The 18,721-nt window shown below is 52.6% G+C and carries 30 protein-coding genes; 28 read left to right on the top strand and 2 right to left on the bottom strand.

Annotation, left to right across the window (positions count from 1 at the left end):
* Nucleotides 1–89: 89 nt before the first annotated feature.
* Both IXC47_RS09095 and IXC47_RS09090 read right to left on the bottom strand, forming a co-directional pair.
* Entirely contained in the window at nt 90–557 is a 468-nt protein-coding gene (locus IXC47_RS09095; protein WP_195875384.1) for a DUF2569 family protein, read from the bottom strand.
* Nucleotides 558–587: 30 nt separating this feature from the next.
* Nucleotides 588–1,265 carry an XRE family transcriptional regulator gene (locus tag IXC47_RS09090; protein WP_195875383.1) on the bottom strand — a complete coding sequence of 226 codons (678 nt, stop codon included), beginning with the start codon at nt 1,263–1,265 and terminating at the stop codon, nt 588–590.
* A gap of 72 nt (nt 1,266–1,337) precedes the next feature.
* Here IXC47_RS09090 and IXC47_RS09085 point away from each other — a divergent pair, with 72 nt between their 5' ends.
* From IXC47_RS09085 to IXC47_RS08950, 28 genes are all read left to right on the top strand, one after another.
* Nucleotides 1,338–1,559: a hypothetical protein gene (locus tag IXC47_RS09085; RefSeq protein WP_195875382.1), complete on the top strand. Its 222-nt coding sequence runs from the start codon at nt 1,338–1,340 to the stop codon at nt 1,557–1,559.
* A 90-nt stretch (nt 1,560–1,649) separates the two neighbouring features.
* Nucleotides 1,650–2,078 (top strand): hypothetical protein, encoded by a 429-nt coding sequence (locus IXC47_RS09080; protein WP_195875381.1) that lies wholly within the window; start codon nt 1,650–1,652, stop codon nt 2,076–2,078.
* A complete protein-coding gene (locus tag IXC47_RS09075; protein WP_195875380.1) occupies nt 2,075–2,440 on the top strand; it encodes a hypothetical protein in 366 nt (121 codons plus the stop codon). Before IXC47_RS09080 ends, IXC47_RS09075 begins: the two co-directional genes overlap by 4 nt.
* On the top strand, nt 2,437–2,658 hold the full coding sequence (locus IXC47_RS09070; protein WP_195875379.1) for a hypothetical protein: 222 nt from the start codon (nt 2,437–2,439) through the stop codon (nt 2,656–2,658). The genes IXC47_RS09075 and IXC47_RS09070 overlap by 4 nt, the downstream gene beginning before the upstream one ends.
* 161 nt (nt 2,659–2,819) lie before the next feature.
* The gene (locus tag IXC47_RS09065) at nt 2,820–3,128 is read left to right on the top strand and encodes a hypothetical protein (protein WP_195875378.1); all 309 of its coding nucleotides are present in this window, start codon (nt 2,820–2,822) and stop codon (nt 3,126–3,128) included.
* The gene (locus IXC47_RS19515) at nt 3,125–3,646 is read left to right on the top strand and encodes a DUF1367 family protein (protein ID WP_195875377.1); all 522 of its coding nucleotides are present in this window, start codon (nt 3,125–3,127) and stop codon (nt 3,644–3,646) included. Before IXC47_RS09065 ends, IXC47_RS19515 begins: the two co-directional genes overlap by 4 nt.
* A gap of 44 nt (nt 3,647–3,690) precedes the next feature.
* Entirely contained in the window at nt 3,691–4,428 is a 738-nt protein-coding gene (locus tag IXC47_RS09055; RefSeq protein WP_230089472.1) for a DNA-methyltransferase, read from the top strand.
* Nucleotides 4,425–5,066: a recombination protein NinG gene (locus IXC47_RS09050; RefSeq protein WP_230089471.1), complete on the top strand. Its 642-nt coding sequence runs from the start codon at nt 4,425–4,427 to the stop codon at nt 5,064–5,066. The genes IXC47_RS09055 and IXC47_RS09050 overlap by 4 nt, the downstream gene beginning before the upstream one ends.
* Nucleotides 5,059–6,081 carry a hypothetical protein gene (locus tag IXC47_RS09045; RefSeq protein ID WP_195875375.1) on the top strand — a complete coding sequence of 341 codons (1,023 nt, stop codon included), beginning with the start codon at nt 5,059–5,061 and terminating at the stop codon, nt 6,079–6,081. The genes IXC47_RS09050 and IXC47_RS09045 overlap by 8 nt, the downstream gene beginning before the upstream one ends.
* 204 nt (nt 6,082–6,285) lie before the next feature.
* Entirely contained in the window at nt 6,286–6,567 is a 282-nt protein-coding gene (locus tag IXC47_RS09040) for a hypothetical protein (RefSeq protein ID WP_195875374.1), read from the top strand.
* Complete coding sequence (locus IXC47_RS09035; protein WP_195875373.1) at nt 6,564–6,839, top strand: hypothetical protein; 276 nt, start codon at nt 6,564–6,566, stop codon at nt 6,837–6,839. The genes IXC47_RS09040 and IXC47_RS09035 overlap by 4 nt, the downstream gene beginning before the upstream one ends.
* Nucleotides 6,839–7,015, top strand: coding sequence for a hypothetical protein (locus IXC47_RS09030; RefSeq protein ID WP_195875372.1), 177 nt, complete (start codon nt 6,839–6,841; stop codon nt 7,013–7,015). The genes IXC47_RS09035 and IXC47_RS09030 overlap by 1 nt, the downstream gene beginning before the upstream one ends.
* Nucleotides 7,012–7,215 carry a hypothetical protein gene (locus IXC47_RS09025; RefSeq protein ID WP_195875371.1) on the top strand — a complete coding sequence of 68 codons (204 nt, stop codon included), beginning with the start codon at nt 7,012–7,014 and terminating at the stop codon, nt 7,213–7,215. Before IXC47_RS09030 ends, IXC47_RS09025 begins: the two co-directional genes overlap by 4 nt.
* Complete coding sequence (locus IXC47_RS09020; protein ID WP_195875370.1) at nt 7,212–8,009, top strand: terminase small subunit; 798 nt, start codon at nt 7,212–7,214, stop codon at nt 8,007–8,009. Before IXC47_RS09025 ends, IXC47_RS09020 begins: the two co-directional genes overlap by 4 nt.
* Complete coding sequence (locus tag IXC47_RS09015; protein ID WP_195875369.1) at nt 8,006–8,215, top strand: hypothetical protein; 210 nt, start codon at nt 8,006–8,008, stop codon at nt 8,213–8,215. The genes IXC47_RS09020 and IXC47_RS09015 overlap by 4 nt, the downstream gene beginning before the upstream one ends.
* Nucleotides 8,212–9,690, top strand: a complete 1,479-nt coding sequence (locus IXC47_RS09010; RefSeq protein WP_195875368.1) for a terminase — start codon at nt 8,212–8,214, stop codon at nt 9,688–9,690. The genes IXC47_RS09015 and IXC47_RS09010 overlap by 4 nt, the downstream gene beginning before the upstream one ends.
* Before the next feature lie 82 nt (nt 9,691–9,772).
* Nucleotides 9,773–10,075 (top strand): hypothetical protein, encoded by a 303-nt coding sequence (locus tag IXC47_RS09005; RefSeq protein ID WP_195875367.1) that lies wholly within the window; start codon nt 9,773–9,775, stop codon nt 10,073–10,075.
* A 9-nt stretch (nt 10,076–10,084) separates the two neighbouring features.
* Nucleotides 10,085–10,294: a hypothetical protein gene (locus IXC47_RS09000; protein ID WP_195875366.1), complete on the top strand. Its 210-nt coding sequence runs from the start codon at nt 10,085–10,087 to the stop codon at nt 10,292–10,294.
* Complete coding sequence (locus IXC47_RS08995) at nt 10,295–12,016, top strand: portal protein (RefSeq protein WP_195875365.1); 1,722 nt, start codon at nt 10,295–10,297, stop codon at nt 12,014–12,016.
* Nucleotides 12,013–12,312: a Bbp19 family protein gene (locus IXC47_RS08990; RefSeq protein ID WP_195875364.1), complete on the top strand. Its 300-nt coding sequence runs from the start codon at nt 12,013–12,015 to the stop codon at nt 12,310–12,312. Before IXC47_RS08995 ends, IXC47_RS08990 begins: the two co-directional genes overlap by 4 nt.
* Before the next feature lie 4 nt (nt 12,313–12,316).
* Nucleotides 12,317–13,000: a peptidase gene (locus IXC47_RS08985; RefSeq protein WP_195875363.1), complete on the top strand. Its 684-nt coding sequence runs from the start codon at nt 12,317–12,319 to the stop codon at nt 12,998–13,000.
* Nucleotides 13,001–13,120: 120 nt separating this feature from the next.
* On the top strand, nt 13,121–14,125 hold the full coding sequence (locus tag IXC47_RS08980) for a major capsid protein (protein ID WP_195875403.1): 1,005 nt from the start codon (nt 13,121–13,123) through the stop codon (nt 14,123–14,125).
* A 67-nt stretch (nt 14,126–14,192) separates the two neighbouring features.
* Nucleotides 14,193–14,615, top strand: a complete 423-nt coding sequence (locus IXC47_RS08975) for a Bbp16 family capsid cement protein (protein ID WP_195875362.1) — start codon at nt 14,193–14,195, stop codon at nt 14,613–14,615.
* A 33-nt stretch (nt 14,616–14,648) separates the two neighbouring features.
* Nucleotides 14,649–14,828, top strand: coding sequence for a hypothetical protein (locus IXC47_RS08970; protein ID WP_195875361.1), 180 nt, complete (start codon nt 14,649–14,651; stop codon nt 14,826–14,828).
* 62 nt (nt 14,829–14,890) lie between these two features.
* Nucleotides 14,891–15,214, top strand: coding sequence for a capsid staple protein (gene gp10, locus IXC47_RS08965; RefSeq protein WP_195875360.1), 324 nt, complete (start codon nt 14,891–14,893; stop codon nt 15,212–15,214).
* Nucleotides 15,214–15,813: a hypothetical protein gene (locus IXC47_RS08960; protein WP_195875359.1), complete on the top strand. Its 600-nt coding sequence runs from the start codon at nt 15,214–15,216 to the stop codon at nt 15,811–15,813. Before gp10 ends, IXC47_RS08960 begins: the two co-directional genes overlap by 1 nt.
* Entirely contained in the window at nt 15,813–18,236 is a 2,424-nt protein-coding gene (locus IXC47_RS08955) for a hypothetical protein (protein ID WP_195875358.1), read from the top strand. Before IXC47_RS08960 ends, IXC47_RS08955 begins: the two co-directional genes overlap by 1 nt.
* Complete coding sequence (locus IXC47_RS08950) at nt 18,236–18,694, top strand: hypothetical protein (protein ID WP_195875357.1); 459 nt, start codon at nt 18,236–18,238, stop codon at nt 18,692–18,694. Before IXC47_RS08955 ends, IXC47_RS08950 begins: the two co-directional genes overlap by 1 nt.
* The last annotated feature ends 27 nt before the right edge of the window (nt 18,695–18,721 follow it).

Below are 18,721 nucleotides of genomic sequence, written 5' to 3'. Positions count from 1 at the left end.
TGATAATTATTTTGATCGTGATATTTAGTTTGAAATTTGGACGAAAAAAAACCGCCGAAGCGGTTGTATTTGCTAACTAAAGTTTATGGCTAATGCTGATGGTAGGTATTCTTAACGCGCTTTGAGCGCAGCAAATATGCTGTCCATAAAGATGCAACGATGCACGACCCGGCAATCGAGCCGATAGAGGCATGTATTTGATCGGTCACTCTCAAGTTTAAAAGCAGTGCGCCTGAAATCACATACGCAACATTAGCAATTGGGCCCACAAGCCAGTTTGCAATAATTGCGAATCGGACAGATTCTGACTTATGAATCTTCAGCAAACGGTATCCAGCAGCAAAGCTTACCGAGGCGCTTATCGCATAAATTATCCACGTTTCTTGTTTAAAGCTCGCCCATTTAGAATCAAGTAGCTGACCCGAATAGAGGCTCTCAACATCCTTGATCATGCCATACAAGCTACCGAATCCTAATAGCGGGCTTAGCACCATGAAAATGATAATTAATAACGTCAACCATCCGCCTACACCGCAAATATATTCATTGTTTTTCATGTGGGTCTTCCAAACGCCGTAACGGTATATTTAAGTTCGTTGTTTAATTTTTCGAGCTGGTACAGGATGCGCAACGTAATACATCCATACGATAGTTTCCGGCGGGGCCGAGATAATCTCATTGCTGTTATAGCTTCCGAGCCGAATTGCTCCGCGCTGCGAGAGCAATCTTTTTATCATTATTCTTCCGTCGCCCAGCTTCACAAGCACATCATCTTCCAATTCCGGAGCCGTATTAGGCTCTACCAAAGCAAATTCGCCCGGATTAAAGCGCGGGGACATTGACTCACCTTCAATCGGAACAATAAAAGCATTCGGATCTTGGGATGCAATCTCAGCATAACAATCTGAATCGCCGGCAGGATAATCCCCATCGCCCCAAGCTCGATCAGGCATTCCACCCATAGCACGGCCAACAACTGGCACCTGGCGAAACCGCGAGTGATTTACGTCGATAGCGTTGATAGGGCGATCAACCGCACCGCCGCCTGTGTTCGTTGGCTTGATTGGACCTACCCCATCTGATAGCCATAACGGATTTACGTCGAGAACTGCCGCTATAGCTGCGATTCTTCGAGCGGAATTGCGAATCCCGGCCTCAAGATTTCCAATGGTTGATTGAGAAACTTCGGCGGCCTTTGCCAATGACTCTTGCGACATGCTCTTTTCAGAGCGAGCCCAAGTTAAACGTTTTGCTAATGTATCCATATCACGAATGTAATAGAAAGTTTAATCACGTTGGTGTTGACTGATTCAAACACATACGTGATAATCAGATTTATGGATACCAAAAAGACCGTTGAAGAACTTCTCGCCACTGGGCTAACGCAAGCGCAATTGGCTGAGCTTGTCCCTTGTTCACAGTCTCTCATTGCTGCCTTTGTGGGTGGCAGCAGAGGAAAGCAGACATCGTTTGTGATTGTTGACCGACTTCAAAAGTTGCACGCAATACGGTGTGTCGAGCAAAGCCAAGCACCAGAAGTCGAAAAAGAAACTGTTTAATTTTTTGAGGGCATGAATTTTCATGCCCTTTAGTTTCCAGAAATCTCACTGGGAATGTCACTGGGAAGTCGATTGTATTTATTGATAACTATGAAAAATAAATCACCTTACGTCAGCAAAGCGCGCCGACAGTTTTCAATGCAGAAAGCCGCAGCCAAGTATCGCGGAGTTGCGTGGGACATGACATTCGAGGAGTGGCTTCAGATATGGGAGTCGTCAGGGAAGTATGAGTTACGCGGCAATCAAAAAGGTTGCTATTGCATGGCTAGAACAGGTGATACCGGCCCGTACAAAGTGGGAAACGTTTCTATCGTTAAACAGGAACAGAACCACAAAGATGCATTTTTGAACCTTCCCGGTAAATGCGGTGGATCGCCGAGAGCTGGTACGGGCAGAGGTTGGACGATTGGTCCAGTAAAGGCACGTCCGTACAGCGTTTATTACAAAAGCAAGTACCTCGGTTGCTTTGCAACCCAAGCCGAAGCCGAATCAACCTATAAGAATGCAGCAGCAATATGAATACTCAACGAATTAACTTGATGCCACGTCTTGAAGGTCCGGCAGTTGTTCCGGCCTCATTGATTAAGAAAATTAAGTCCTATCGGGACGTGTGCCGCCTGGCACTTGCAAACAGCCGCGTGAAGAACATGACGCGCGCCACGATTTGCGAACGAACAGGTATGCGGCCAAGTCACGCCAGTGACTATTTTTCAGATCGTGACCTTGATGAACGCGGGCATGAGATGCGCGACATGCCAGCCAAGTACATCCCCGCATTTGAAGAAGCTGTCGGCAATACCTTTGTCAGCCAGTGGATCGCTATGCAATCGCAATTGACCATTCTTGAAGCACAGATCGCAGAGCAAAAGGCAACAGCATGAAAAAAGGTAGTGGCCCAATCCGGGCAGAAGTGACATTTGCAGAATACAAAGCGGCGCGTATCGCCGGCACGTATGGCGAAGACAAAACGCAAGACGAAGTTTTGATGCTGATGTTTAAAGACCGTGGCATCAAATTGGATGACGAGGGCAAGCCAAAGCGCCCGGCAATCATCGAGACAGACAAAGCAAATGAAAAATTCGTATTGATTCAAGGGTAATTCATGACGACACACACAACCCCAAACGCAGAACAACGGTACCGCGCTGAATCGGCAAGAGCGCCGATGTCGCATATCCGGAAGCGCTGCGCTTGTGGTCGGGTGGTAACGGCGCGCCAGTTGGCGCAGTACAAATGCTGTGATCGTTGCTGGAGGAAAGTATGAAAACTCAAGTCGCGCAGTCTTCAATCGATTGCTTTCATGGCCGCGTACAGAATGACAGGGCGCGTCAACAGGCGTTAATCCTATCCGTGATGGAGCCAGGCCGCGCCTATACCGGCCAGCAGTTGGCCAAGTTGACCGGCTTGACCCCGAATGTCATCAGTGGCCGGGTGTTTGAGCTGCGTGAAGAAACAAAGCAGCTTGTCCGCCTCCTGGATCGGCAAGTCTGCCCGATTTCCCATGTTTCCGTCTTCGTACACGTGAAGCCAGTTGCAATGCCAGTTGAACAAATGGAGCTGCTGCAGTGAGCCAAGCACTCGTTATGCGGGATCGCAGCATCGCTTTGACCGATGCAGAGATAAACACCGCGCAGCGCGTGATGACCAACGGTTTGCGCGGCGTTGATGAAAAGAACCAGAAACGATGGATTCGCTTCTTGAAGACTGCTTTCAGCCTTGAATCCGGCGAGATTATCGAAGTCGGTACCCGCGCGCCGCGCAGTGGCCGCTTCCATCGCTATCACATGGCGTTAGAGCAGGCGATCTTTGAGGCTCAAGACAAATTCCAGCACTTTGACCAATTCCGCAACTGGATCAAGGTCGGTGCCGGGCATGTCGATTGGGTCGCGGGACCGAAGGGCGGCGTCGTGCCGCTGCCTAAGTCGATCAGCTACATGGAAATGGACGAGCCCGCAATGCGCGAGTTTCACGACGCGATGCTGGCTTTCTTACGTGGTCAGCATGCCGCCGTCTATTTGTGGAAACACCTTGGCGCTGATAAAGCCGCCGAGATGATGGAAACAGTACTGCATGGGTTTGACCGATGAGGCCGGTAATTATTGGTGATGCAAAGCTGTACTTTGGCGATTGCATGGACTTGTTCCCGCTAATCGCAGATGGCAGCGTAGATATGATCTTTGCCGACCTGCCTTATGGCACGACTGAATGCTCTTGGGACTTCGTTATTCCAATGGCCCCACTTTGGGAGCAATACAAACGCGTTCTAAAACCAAATGGCGCAGTACTGCTCACGGCTGCGCAACCATTCACTAGTTTGCTTGTTGCCAGTAATCTCGAATGGTACCGGTGCGAGTGGATTTGGGAAAAAGGAAATGCGACAGGTTTTCTGAACGCGAAGAAGCAACCGTTGCGTGCGCATGAAAGTATTCTTGCTTTCTATAAGAAACAACCAACCTATAACCCGCAAATCACTCACGGTCACAAGCGTGAAACAACGAAGCGACGTGCGGTCAATTCTGAATGCTACGGCAGGGCTTTCGGACTTGCTGAATATGATTCAACTAGTCGGTACCCGAGATCAGTTCAGTTTTTCTCGAGCGATAAGCAAAAGTCAAATCTGCACCCAACTCAAAAACCAGTCGCTCTGATGGAATACATGATTAGGACGTATTCCAATTCAGGTGATCTTGTTCTCGACAACACTATGGGAAGCTGCACCACGGGTGTCGCATGCGCAAATTCTGGTCGCAAATTCATCGGGTTTGAAAGCGATGTTTCTCATTTTGATACTGCTTGCAATCGATTGGCCGCTCCATATATTCCAATACCGCTGCTTCAAGCGTTCCCAGAACAGGTGGAGTTGATATGAAGCGCTCCGCACCAATGACGCGTACCGGATTCAAGCCGCGCGCAAATATCCTGCGCGTATCTGTTCGCAAAACCAGAAAGTGCAGTGTTTGCCCGAATCGCTATGTGCCGAAGTCGATGTCGCACGTTGCCTGCGGTGTCGAATGCGCCGCTGAGGTAGCAAAGCGGAAACGCGAAAAAATTGCGCGCCAGGTAGCGAAGGCTGAACGGGCAAGTATACGCGAGCGTAAAGCAGAGATTCGAACCATCCCTCAGTTGAAAGCGCGCGCTCAAATCGCATTCAATGCGTTCATCCGGGAGCGTGACAAGCACCTGCCGTGCATCTGCTGCGGGAAATGGGGTGGGGAATGGTCGCGCGGTGGCATATGGGATGCCGGCCACTATCGCAGCCGTGGCAGCGCAGATCACATGCGATTCGTGGAAAACAATGTGCACCGTCAGTTGAAGGACTGTAACCGCTATGGAGCAGGCCGGGCTGTAGATTTCCGTATCGGACTGATTAAACGCATCGGACTGGAAGCCGTTGAAGCGCTGGAATGCAACAACACCAGCATTAAGTGGACGCGAGAGATGTTGATCAAGATTGAAGCGACATACCGGCGCAAGTTGAAAGAATTGAAGGAATCAGGCCATGCGTGACTATGGAAAGATCAGTGCCAAGTTTTGGACGGGCAGCACTGGTAAATCACTGCGCAAAGACCCTGAAGCGCAGATCGTCGCCCTCTACCTGATGACCTGCACGATGTCCGAAATGACAGGCGTGTTCCAGATTCCGAAACTGTACATTGCGCACGAAACCGGGCTGGATATGGAAGGGGCTTGCAAGGGGCTTCAAAGCCTTATCGAGAAGAATTTCTGCATGTATGACGAGGAAAGCGAAACCGTTTTTGTCTACGAAATGGCCAAGTTCCAGATCGGTGAAGAATTGAAGGTAAATGACAACCAGGTCAAAGCAGTGAAAAAGGCGTTTTCCGCTATGACAGGCGAGTTCAAAGCAGCTTTTTTTGAGCGTTATTCAAGCGCTTTTCATCTGACCCTTGAAAGCCCCTTGCAAGCCCCTCCGAAGCCAAGAACAGGAACAAGAGCAGAAACAAGAGCAGGATCAGGAACAGATTCCGTACCTATCGGTACGGGCGGCGAACCGCCCAGCGACAAATCGCCGGAAGACATGGCAAAAACCGAGCTTTGGCGCGCAGGTAAATCGCTGCTTAGCGAGCAAGGTATGCCGAAAGATCAATGCGGCACCTTCGTTGGAAAGCTGTGCAAAGACTATGGCGACGAAATTGTCATCGAAGCAGTGCGCTCTGCCGTGGTCAAGCAACCTGCTGACGCTGCATCTTTCCTGAAAGCTGCTTGCATGGCGGCCAAGAAAGAAGGGGGCAAGAGCTTGATCCCGTGGCATGCAACAGACAAGGGCGTGGAAGACAAGGGATTGATACTTGATCCGCCGATCAAGCCATTGCCAGGCGAACCGTTCTTCGTTTTCAAGGCTCGCGTAGTGGCGGCGGTCGATAACGGTGGGAAAGCCCCGGCGCCGAGAATTAGCCAAGCGCCTGCAGTGGTCAAGGACGCCCCGCAAACGGTCAAGCCTGACCTGACCGATGCACTGGCATTGCTGAAGCGAGGTAGGCAAGTCGATGGGCAGACAGTATGAAGTGCCTGACATGTGCAAACCTCGATTTGCAGACTTTCAAAAAGCACAGCGCCACGGGATTCGGGAAGTGCAAGCATGAGGAAGTCGGCATGTTCGTGAACATCACGCGGGAGCGTACCTGCAAGCGGTTCACCCAGGCGGAAGGCAAGACCATTACGAGCCGGCAGGAGTGGGCGGACAAGGCATTCGGAAAGGGGGCATGACATGGCATTGCGGGGACAGTTCAAGCCACCGGTTGAGCCCATAGAAAAGGCATTCCGGCGCGCCATTGAGATGATCGAGGGCGTAGATGTGCCGGTTGCCATCTTCATGATCGCCGGGAAGATCGTGGTGACGAAAAGCACATCGGGGTCGTTTGAGGCCAAAACCCGCCTGCTGGCCAACAACCTGGTAGGCGTTTATGACTGGTATGTGGATCCGCGCGATGTACTGGATGACATCAAAGTGTTTTACCCAAAGGAATCTATGAACAAGGTGCATGCGTGACGTTGGCCAAGGTGGATAAGGCCGTGCAGCGCCATTTTTCGGAAGAAGCGGTTATGACGCGCTTGAAGGAGCGTGTCGGGTTTCAGTATCAATCCGCGCAGTTGGCTGCCTACTTCGGGATACCCACTGCGCGCATGACTGAAGTGTTGATCAAATTGGTAGGATTAAAGCTGATTCGGCGTGTCCGCTGCGGCGGCAATCCTACGATGTATTACGTACCGACCAGCGCGCAGCTGGCGGCAGAGGCTGCGCTTGCAGCAAGGGGTTTGTAATGGGTGACAAGGAATACAAAGTGCATGCGGTGAAGGACAAGTCCGGCGGCGTGACCTATGTGGAAATGAACGGAAAGCCGAAGCAGCGTGGCGGTCTGGTCGCCGCGCTCGGGTTGTTCTGCATCGGTGTGGTTATTGGTGCCTTGCTGGTGCTGACGTTGAAGGAGGTGCTATGAGCGAGCGCGAACCATACCCACCTGTGTGCCTTGGTATCCGGGTGGATGACTGCAAACACGATGAACTGAACATTATGTCCATGCTCTCTCAGGTTATGGAATATGCCACTCGCAGCCAACACTGCGATGAGCGCATCTCACCAGCAGGTCAAAAGCGGATTGCAGTGTGGTTTGCTGATCGCTATGGGAGTGCTGAATGAAGAAGGCCGCACCGAAGAAGCCTGTTGCAAAAAAGGCAGCAGCAAAGCCGGCTGCGAAGAAGGTGGCTGCCAAGCGCGCGCCTGTGAAGCGTGACCTGGACGACACTCCATTGACTCCGCTGCAGTTGCGCTTCGTTGCAGAGTACATCGTTACCCTGAATGCAACCGGTGCCTACAAGAAGGCAGGATTCACTCCAAAGAACGATAACGTCGCTGGGGTAGAGGCTTACCGCCTGTTAAGGAAGCCTAAGGTTGCCGCTGAGATACAAAAGGCAATGTATAAGCGGGCGGAGAAGGTCGGAATCTCGGCCGAAAAGGTTCTGCAGGAATTCTGGAACATCGCCACAGTTGACCGGAACGAACTGATCCAGCATCGCGTGGGCTGCTGCCGGCACTGCTATGGCTTTGACCATGACTATCAGCGCACTGATGCTGAATGGGCGCGCGACCAGAAGCTGGCAGAGAAGGACGGCGAGGATTTCAAGACGATGGGCGGTACCGGATTTGACCCGCGCAAGCCGCCGGTCGAAGACTGCCCTGAATGCTTTGGCGATGGTATCGGCCGTATCGTCATGGCCGACACTCGCAATTTGTCACCCGAAGCCAAGTCCGTGTTTGCGGGGCTGAAGCATGGCAAGCATGGCATCGAAATGGCATTCCACAGCAAAGACAACGCGCTGCTGATGGTTGGCCGCCACTTGAAGCTGTTCACCGATGTGCTGGAAGTCAAAGACACGACATCCATATCCGGGCGAATGAAGGCAGCCCGGGAGCGCGCGAGGGAGAAGAAATGACAACGCGTGAATGGTGGCGGCTTTATTACCGATATATACGAGTTGCTAAACGTGAAGCACTGAAGGCCACAAACGATGTGATGTTTTATGGGACAGGTTTCGTTTCAATTGATGCTGATGGAAGCGCGAAGCATATCCCACTTGAATCCATGCTGGTTCAGCCAAAGCCAGACCTGAAGAAGATACTTCATGAGTTATTTAAATGACGCCTGAAGAACAACTGAAGCAGGAACTGATTGAAGACATCGCTTCATTCACCCATGACCCGCTGGGTTATGTGCTGTATTCATTCGATTGGGGCGCCGGCGAGCTGGCCAAATTCCCCGATGGTCCCGACCAGTGGCAGCGCGATGTCCTCAACGAAATAGGCGACAAACTCAAAAGCGGGGCTATCTCTGGCGCATCTGAGGCAATCCAGATCGCTGTTGCGTCTGGCCACGGCATCGGTAAATCCGCGCTGATTTGCTGGCTCATCAAGTGGGGGCTGGATACATTCGAAGACACAAAGGGCGTCGTCACAGCCAATACAGACAACCAGTTACGCACAAAGACATGGGCAGAGCTGGCCAAGTGGCACCGGCTGTCTATCACCCGGGACTGGTTCAACTGTTCAGCCACGGCGCTGGCATCGGTCGACAAGGCGCATGAAAAGACCTGGCGCATCGATGCAATTCCATGGTCGGAAAACAATACGGAAGCGTTCGCCGGTCTGCACAACCAAGGCCGCCGCATCATCGTGGTGTTTGACGAAGCGTCCAAGATCGCTGATCCGATATGGGAAGTTACCGAAGGCGCGCTAACCGATAACGACACTGAAATCATTTGGGTGGCGTTCGGTAACCCGACGCAGAATACTGGCCGATTCCGTGAATGCTTCCGTAAATTCCGGCACCGTTGGAGCTGCAGGCAGATCGACTCGCGCACTGTCAAGATCACCAACAAGAAGCAGATGCAGCAATGGGTCGATGACTATGGCGAGGATTCCGACTTCGTCAAAGTCCGTGTTCGCGGCATGTTCCCGTCTGCCAGCGCCAAGCAATTCATATCCGTTGAAGATGTCGACGAGGCACAAAAGCGCCATCTGCGGGCAGATCAGTACGACTTTGCGCCAAAGATTCTCACGGTTGACCCTTCATGGAGTGGCGACGATCCGTTCGTCATCGGCTTGCGTCAGGGCTTGCGGTTCAGGGTTTTGCGGTCGATCCCGAAAAACGATAACGACATCCAGATGGCCAACCTGATTGCACAGCTGGAAGACGAGCATGAAGCGGACGCCGTTTTCATTGACGCGGGATATGGCACAGGCATCAAGTCTGCCGGTGACACGATGGGGCGCGCCTGGCAGCTTGTCTGGTTCGGCGAGAAGGCAACAGACCACGGCTTCCTGAACAAGCGTTCGGAAATGTGGGGCGGTATCAAGACATGGCTGAAGGCTGGCGGCGCGATTGAAGACGATGCAGAGCTGTATCAAGACCTGATCAGCCCTGAAACCGTGCCGCGTATGGACGGCAAGATACAACTGGAATCAAAGCCGGACATGAAGGCTCGCGGCCTGCCATCGCCGAACAAGGGCGACGCGCTGGCACTGTCTTTTGCCTATCCAGTCGGCAAACGGTATCGTGGCATTCCCGGCCTCAACAAGTCCGGACTCGCCACTGAATACGATCCATATGCAGGCTGATCGAAAAACATTCAAATCGTATTGACGACGCAAAAACTTTTCGCAAACACTCGCGCCAATTCCACATGGATGAGGCTGCGAGATGCGAATCAACGATTACAACCACGACGAAAACGCCTGCCGCATCGGTCTGACCCTTGCGGTTATTGCTGTGGGTTTGAACATCCTGAACCTGTATGTCATCAAGGCGCACCAGGCGATTGACCTGTTCGGCCTGAGCTGCGGTATCGCATCGCTCGTTTCCAGCTATTTGGCTGAGTCTTACCACCGCCATGCAAACACATTTCGCATTGTCCGCCTACGCGAGCGCTTGGTCTCGGCATGTCTGCTTGCTTGCGCGCTGTCCTATTCCGCGTGGATTTTCTCCGTATTTTTAACTTTCTAGGGGTTGACCATGTGCTTATCCAGTGCACCACCGCCGCCAGCCGCACCAACACCGCCGCCACCTGTCGTCACTGAGCAGGAGCAGGCAGTGGTTGATTCGCGTGACCGCGAGCGTAAGCGTCGCCAGGCAGTCGCTGGCCAATCATCCACCATGCTGACCGGCGCTGCAGGCGTTACTGACGCTGCGCCAATCGCTCAGAAACAACTGCTCGGGCAATAAGTGGAAGATACCAAGGTTGCCATTTACAACCGTCTAATCGGCTCGCTTCGATTGGAACGGGATAGCTACATTTCGCATTGGCGCGACCTGAACGAATACATCTTGCCGCGCTCTGCGCGCTTCTTCATCTCGCAAACAGGTCGAGGCGAAAAGCGCAACAAGAAGATCGTCAACAACACGGCGACATTGTCTTCACGCACCTTGTCATCGGGGATGATGGCCGGCGTTACGTCGCCCGCCCGCCCTTGGTTCAAGCTGTCGACTGGCAATCCCGATCTGGACGATATGGACGATGTCAAAGACTGGCTGGATCAGGTCGGCGTCCGGATGCGCGAAGTTTTCACACGATCCAATCTCTATAACGCATTGCCTATCGTGTATGCCGAGCTGGGCGTGTACGGTACCGCCGCCATGGCAGCGCTGGAAGATGATGAAACAATCATTCGGTTCCAGAATTTCCCAATTGGTTCGTACGCGATTGCCAATGATGAGCGCGGCAAGGTCGACACGATCATTCGGGAATGGCAAATGACGGCGCGCCAGCTTGTGCAGAAATTCGGCATTGAGAATTGTTCCGACCAAGTGCGGCGCATGTACCAGGCAAATGAGGGGGAACAGTGGATCGAAGTCGCCCATGTGGTTCGCCGAAATCCTAATTTCGATCCCGACAAGCTGCATTCCAAGCACAAGAAATTCCAGTCCTGCTACATGGAGCGTGGTGCCGTTGGGACAACCAATCCTAGCGACCCTGAAAAGTTCCTGCGCGAATCTGGCTTTGACGACTTCCCGGTCATGGTGCCTCGCTGGTCGGTGACCGGTGAAGACATCTATGGCAACTCGCCAGCTATGGACGCACTCGGCGACATCATGGCGCTGCAGCTTAAAGAAAAGCGCAAAGCCATGATGATCGACAAAGGGGCGAATCCACCAATGGCCGCGCCTTCAGCGTTGAAGAATCAACGCGCCTCATTACTGCCTGGTGATGTGACCTATGTCGACGTGAACCAAGGTTCGCAAGGATTTAAACCGGTTTATGAGCCTAACCCCACCTGGTTGAGCGCATTGACGGCTGACATCCAGAATGACGAGCAACGGATCAAGCGCGCATTCTTCGAAGACCTGTTCCTGATGTTGACCAACATGGAGCGGGCTCAGATCACCGCAACCGAGATTGCTGAACGTAAGGAAGAAAAGCTGCTTGTCCTCGGCCCGGTAATTGACCGACTCAACGATGAACTGCTTGACCCGCTGATCGACCGCACTTTCGCAATCATGGTTCAGCGTTCCCGCCCAGATTGGGATGCGGGATTGCCTGGCCTGATCCCTGTTCCGCCTGATTCGATGCGCGATGTCGAATTGAAGGTCGAATACACCTCTGTCATGGCGCAGGCATTGCGCATGGTCGGACTTGGTTCCATCGAGCGATTTGCCGGGTTCATGGGGAACATGGCCGCCGCAGATCCAAGCGTCCTGGACAAGTGGAACCGCGACGCAACTATCGATGAGTACGGCGGAATGATCGGCTTGACACCAAAGATTATCAATTCGGAAGAAGAAGTAGCCGCCATCCGTGCGCAGCGAGCTAAGCAGCAGCAGGCTGCCGAATCCATGCAATTGGCTGAGCAGGGCGCGAAAGCGGCGCAGACAATGGCCAGCGCCGATTTGAGCGGTGATAACGCTTTGGCTCGCGTAATTCAGAACATGCAAGGGGCAACAGCGTGACGGAAAAGACATTCAACGCATCCGACGAAAGCCAAGTCGCCGACCGTAAAAAGAAGGAACTGCGTGGGCGGGAACGTGAACTTGAAGACCTCCGTGTGGTGTTGTCGACCAAAGAAGGGCGACGGTTCTATTGGAAAACACTATGCGATTGCGGCGTGTTCAAGAGTTCGTTTACAGGAAACAGCACGACATTTTTCAATGAGGGAAAACGGGACATCGGCCTGAAGTTGCTGGCCGATCTTATGGAAGCAGATGCCAAAAAGTATCTGCTAATGACTGAAGAAGCAAAGGACTGAATCAATGACTGACAACACAACTACTACCGTGCCGGATAACACCACAAACGCGGCTGCAAGTGATGTTCAGGCTGATACGTCCTTTCTGACGACTCAGGTTACTGAGACTGATGAAGGGACGGATAAACCATCTGCTGAAACAAATGCGGATGCTGCCACAACTGACGCGACCAACAAGGACGAGTCCGAAACCGAGAAGCCTGAGGGCGAGACGGAAGAAGACGAAAAGCTGGAAGGCGCGCCAGAAAAGTATGAATTCGTTGCTCCTGAAGGCGTCACTCTCGACCCTGAAGCTGTCGCCGAATTTGAGCCTATCGCCCGTGAGATGAATCTTACAAATGATCAGGCACAGAAGCTGGTGGGACTGCAAGCATCGTTCGTACAAAAGCAGCATGAAGCATGGAACAAGCAGGTGAATACATGGGTCGGGGAAATCAAAACTGACAAGGAAATCGGCGGGACTGCGTTGAAACAAACTATCACGCACTCGCAGTCAGCACTTGCCAAGTTTGGCACCCCTGAACTCATGAAGGCGCTGGACAGCACAAAGATGGGAAACCATCCGGAGCTGGTTCGGGTGTTTGCTCGCATTGGTAAAGCAATGGCCGAGGACAACTTCGTTCCATCTGAAAAGCCATCAGGTGAAAGCGAATCGGCCGCAAATCGTATGTACGGCAAAAAATCTTAATTTAACTAGGAGTGTCACATGAAGAAACTGTTTAAAAACCACCATGTGCAAATGATCTTGTTTGCACTCGTCGCATTCGCCGTAGTATCTCTCGGCGGCATGCATCCAGCTGACGCGGCCATGATTGGCTTTGTGGGCTCAACCATCGGCAATACTGCGCCGACACTGATTGACCTGGCATCCCGCATGACCAAGGAAGGCAACATCGATGTCATTGTCGAAATGCTGGCTGAAACGAATGAAATCATCCAGGACATGCCATGGATTGAAGCCAATGACGGCACCACGCACAAGACTACGATCCGTTCAGGTCTGCCGAATACCGAGTGGCGTTTGTTGAACTATGGTGTGCAACCGTCGAAATCGACCACCGTACAGGTAAAAGACTCGACCGGTATGCTGGAAGCGTATGCGGAAGTGGATAAGGCGCTGGCCGATTTGAACAACAACGCGCCAGAATTCCGCTTGTCCGAAGACCGCGCGTTTATCGAATCGATGAATCAAAACTTTGCCGAGACTTTAATCTACGGCAACGTGGGCGCTACCCCTGAGCGCTTCCACGGCATCATCCCGCGTTACAGCCAAAAGTCTGCCGAGAACGGCGACAACATCATTGATGCCGGCGGTACCGGTTCGGACAATACCTCCATCATCTTGGTCGTGTGGGGCGCAAATACCATCCACGGTATCTACCCTAAAGGCTCTACTGCCGGCCTGAAACATCAGGATCTCGGTGAGCATACCTTGATCGACCAAAACGGCGGCAAGTATCAGGGATACCGCTCGCATTACAAATGGGATCCGGGTCTGACACTGCGCGATTGGCGCTATGTGGTTCGTATTGCAAACGTCGATGTTTCCGAACTGACCAAGAACGCTGCTGCCGGCGCAGATTTGGTTGACCTGATGGTGCAGGCAATTGAACTGATTCCGAATATTGGTTTGGGCAAACCGGTCTTTTATTGCAATCGCACTATTCGTTCCTTCTTGCGTCGTCAAATTACGAATAAGGAAAACGTGCACTTGTCCATGAGCGAAGTTGCGGGCAAGAAGGTCGTCCAGTTTGATGACATTCCTGTGCGCAAGGTAGACGCGATTCTGAACACCGAAGCGCGCGTCGTCTAACCAGGCTGCGACACACGAAGCCGCGAGCTGCGGCTTCAACCATTTCTCAAATATTTAGGAGTCTCACATGTATATCGATAAACACCTGCAGTTGTCGGCAAAACAAGCCGTCACTGCTGACGTAATTTCCGCAAATGTAATTGACCTCGGTGTGCCAGGCCGCAACCTCGGCGCGATTGGCAATCTCATGATTGCACTGTCCGTTGACGTGGCTGCCGATGCAACTACTGGCGATGAAACATACACCTTCACAGCCCGTACTTCGGCCGCAGCTGCAATGACTTCGCCTTCAGATGTGGGCAGCATCACCATTCCGGCAGCCTCGTTGAAGGCCGGCTCGTTGCATTTCTTGCCAATCGCCAAAACTGACCTGCGTTACCTCGGCCTGTTCTTCGACGTTGGCGGAACCACACCGAGCGTCACCGTCACGGCCTGGTTGACTACGGCGGATCACGTCGCAGATACCAAGGCTTATCCAGACGCACTGTAAGCGCGTCGTTTAACCAATTATCAGGAGAGCGACATGCAAGTCATTGCAACCAAAAAGGGATTCGACGGCGTCAAGACACGTGAAGTCGGCGAAGAATTCTCATACGAAGGCGAGCTGGGTTCGTGGATGCAGGAAACGAAGAAGGATGCGCCTGCCGGCGAGCAGAAGCAATCCGGTACTTCGGCTAAATCCACCGGCAGCTCCAAGAAGTAAATAGCATGGCGCGGGGCTAGAACCCTCGCGCCACACTCATCAGTCACGGACAAGGAAATGATATGGCAATGGTCAACATGAAGCTGACGCCAAAAGAAGCGAAAGATGAGTCTGGCTGCTGTGTGGCGCCGTCGGATGGTGAATCGCCTGCGTATCCCTACGGGCTTTCTTTGAGCTTGTCAGATGAAAGCCTGACAAAGCTGGGCATTAAGACGCCACCGGGCGTTGGTGAGAAGTTGACACTTGTCGCAACAGTTGAAGTGACAAGCACTTCCCAATATGAAAGCCAATCAGGTAAAGACGCGAATGTCAGCCTGCAAATCACCGACATGGAACTGACGGGCGACGGAACGCCGGCGGCCAAACGGATGTATGGAAGCGACTAATGGCCAGTTCAGAAGTCACCATATGCAATATGGCGCTGGGACGTGTTGCGATTTCTCGTTATATCGCAAGTCTTGATGAGCGTTCACAGCAGGCGAGCAATTGCAAGCTGTTCTATGAGCCCTGCCGCGACCTGGTTCTGACGGACTACGACTGGAACTTCGCAACCAAGCGACAGCAGTTATCCAACCTTGGAAATCCTCCAAAGAATTGGGCATTCAAATATGCCGTGCCGTCCGATTGCCTGAAGGCTCGCCACTTGACCGTGGTAGGCATGCGTGAGCCCGACGCAAAGCACCGTATCGAGTTCGAATTGTCGGTCGAGGGTGAGGCGAAGGTTTTGTACACAGACCAGTCGCTTGCTGAGTTGGTTTATACCCGTCGCGTAACCGACCCGAATTTGTTCTCGCCGCAATTTGCAAGTGCGGTTGCATGGAAACTTGCCGGTGAAATAGCGCTGCCTTTATCTGCATTGGCCTCTTTGGCGAAGACGGCCGTACAAATGTATCAATATGAAATTGCAATAGCCGGCACAACTTCAATGAATGAAGGGCAGGAAGGTCAAGAGCCGGAATCTGAATTCATCAGAGGGCGGGGCTAATGACAAGCATTATCCAGCCTTCGCTTACCGGCGGTGAGTTAGCGCCATCGTTATATGGTCGCGTCGACCTTGCGCGTTATGGCATCAGTCTTAAGACATGCCGCAATTTCATCGTGCAGCAGTATGGTGGCGTGACTAACCGTGCGGGCTATCGGTTTGTCGGCGAGGTCGAAGACTCAGACTTCTACACGCGCCTGGTGCCTTTTGAATTCTCGACACAGCAGACCTATATTCTTTCGTTCGGTCATCTGACGCTGCAATTTATCAAAGATGGCGGCTTCATTGAAAGTGAGCCAGGCACGATCTATACAGTGGCAACACCGTACGAGTCGAACGACTTGCGCGAACTGTCAGACCTTGCCCTGCTCAACTGGACACAATCCGCCGATGTATTAACGGTGGTACATCAGGAATTTCAACCGCGCCAGATTTCACGTACCGGGCATACGGCATGGACTGTGACAGGGTTTAAAAACACCAATGGGCCATTCCGTGATGTCAACGTCGACTTGGCCAAGACCGTCTATTCATCTGCTGCCACCGGCAACGTTACGCTAACAGCGACCACAGCATTGTTTAATGCTGATTTGGTCGGAACCGATTTCTATATTGAACAAAAAGATTACGGGACGCCTTGGGAAGCAGGCAAATCGGTCGGGGCAAATGATATTCGACGGTCGGATGGGAAATACTATCTTGCGGTCGCTGCCGGCACCACAGCATCACTACGACCTACGCACGACGCCGACGACTGGTCGGACGGCGGTGTGGTTTGGCGCTTCCTGCATCCCGGCTTTGGCGTCGCTCGCATAACTGGATTCACCGATGCGCAGCATGTAACGGCAACGGTTGTATCCCGTATTCCGGATGGTGCAGTTGGTGCCGCTGGCGCGACGTACAAGTGGGCTTTTTCGGCCTGGGGAGGCGATCAGGGCTTCCCGGGTGCAGTGGCATATTTCCAGAATCGTCAGGTTTTTGCCGGTACGCCAGCGCAGCCGCAGCGTAATTGGTTGTCGCGCATCGGGAATTATCCGGACTTCGGCACCAGTCAGCCGCTTGTGGATGACGATTCAATCACCTTCCCGATACCGGGGCGCCAGGTGAATGCCGTCCGGCACTTGCTGCCATTGGATAAGCTGGCAATCCTGACGTCTGGTTCGGAATGGATCGTAACTACTGGCCAGAGTGATGTAATTGCGCCGGCCACGGTTGCGGTGAAGCCACAAAGCTATCGAGGCGCATCCTGGATCCCGCCGCTTATCGTCGGCAATACAGCAATTTACGTGCAGGAAAAAGGTAAGACCATCCGCGAGATGGCGTTTGACTTTGCATCAGATAGTTACGGTGGCCAAGATTTGACGCAGCTGGCGTCCCATCTATTTGCGAAACACACAATTACTGAATGGTGCTTCCAGCAGGTGCCGCATCAGGTCGTTTGGTGTGTCCGGTCGGACGGGGTGCTGTTGGGCATGACCTATCTGAAAGAGCAGCAGGTAGTGGGCTGGCATCGCCACGACACCGACGGAAAATTCGAATCGATCGCATGCATTTCCGAGGGCGGCGAAGACGTTGTCTATGCTGTTATCAAGCGGACTATCAACGGAGTTCAAAAGCGCTACATCGAGCGTGCAAACACCCGCATGTTCAATTCGCCGCTGGATTACTTCTTCGTTGATTCCGGTCTGACCTATGACGGACGGAATGCGCAGAACACGACCATGACCATCACAGGCGGCACCACCTGGAAATACAGCGACGACATTTTTGTCGTTTCTGCTTCAGTTGATTCGTTCACTGCAGACAGCATAGACACTGAGATTCACTTTCCTGTCGGCACTCAAATTATCCGTTTGAAGGTCATTGAATTCACCGATGCAAAGCATGTGAAGGCGCAGGCCAATCGGGACATTCCAGAATCACTGCGCGACTTAGCCACGGTTACCTGGGGGCTGGCGCGCAAGCAATTCAGCGGGTTATCACATTTGGAGGGTAAGACATGCAGTGTCCTCGCCGATGGAAATGTGCATCCACAATTGACCGTGTCTGGCGGTTCAGTAGAGCTTCAATATGCCGGGGTTGTCGTGCATGTCGGCTTGCCCATCGAGGCCGAAGTAGAGACTTTGAGTTTGTCCGTACCAAGTCAAGAAACGCTTCTGGACAAGAAGAAACTGATCAACGCGGTAAGGATGGTGGTCGAGGATACGCGTGGTTTGATGTACGGAGAAGACGCTGACAGCTTGTGGGAGTTTATGCAGCGTGAAGAAGAAAACTATGACGAGCCGGTGAAAAGTGCAACCGGCATGTATGAGGGTTTGATGTCGACAAGCTGGTCGAAAGAGGGAACTGTTTTGATTCGTCAAAACGATCCGCTGCCGGCGACCATCTTGGCGATCATCCCTGATGTAACGGTAGGCGGCGTCTGATGAAATATTCAATTGAGCCAGCTACCTTGGCGCACGTGGCGGCGATGGCGCCGAACATTCGGCAGGCCGACAGAAACGAAGTGATGGCTTCCGCCGGCAGGGATGTAGAGCTGCTTTTGCCTGAGTGTGTTGAACGCGCTGAGATGGCGTGGGCTGGCCTGGTGGACGATGAAGTCGCCTGCATCTTTGGAGTGCAGGGCGCGTCCTTCATGTCTCTGACTGGCTACCCTTGGATGATCGGTACTGACTTGATCGAGCAACACGCAAAGCCATTTCTGCGTCGCAATCGCAAGATGGTGAGCGTCATGCTTGACCGATACCCTCACTTAGTAAATTACGTGGATGCGCGCAATGCCAAAGCCATCGAATGGCTGAACTGGCTTGGCTTCACGATCCACCCGCCGGAAAAGTATGGGGCTTATCGAATGATGTTTCACCCCTTTGAAATGGAGAAATAAAAATGTGCGCACCTCCCTTAGTTTTAT

The sequence above is a fragment of the Herminiimonas contaminans genome (assembly GCF_015645465.1).
Taxonomy (GTDB): Bacteria; Pseudomonadota; Gammaproteobacteria; order Burkholderiales; family Burkholderiaceae_D; genus Oxalicibacterium; species Oxalicibacterium contaminans.
The sequence above is the reverse complement of the archived record's forward strand: the minus strand, read 5'-3'. Positions and strand labels throughout refer to the sequence as shown.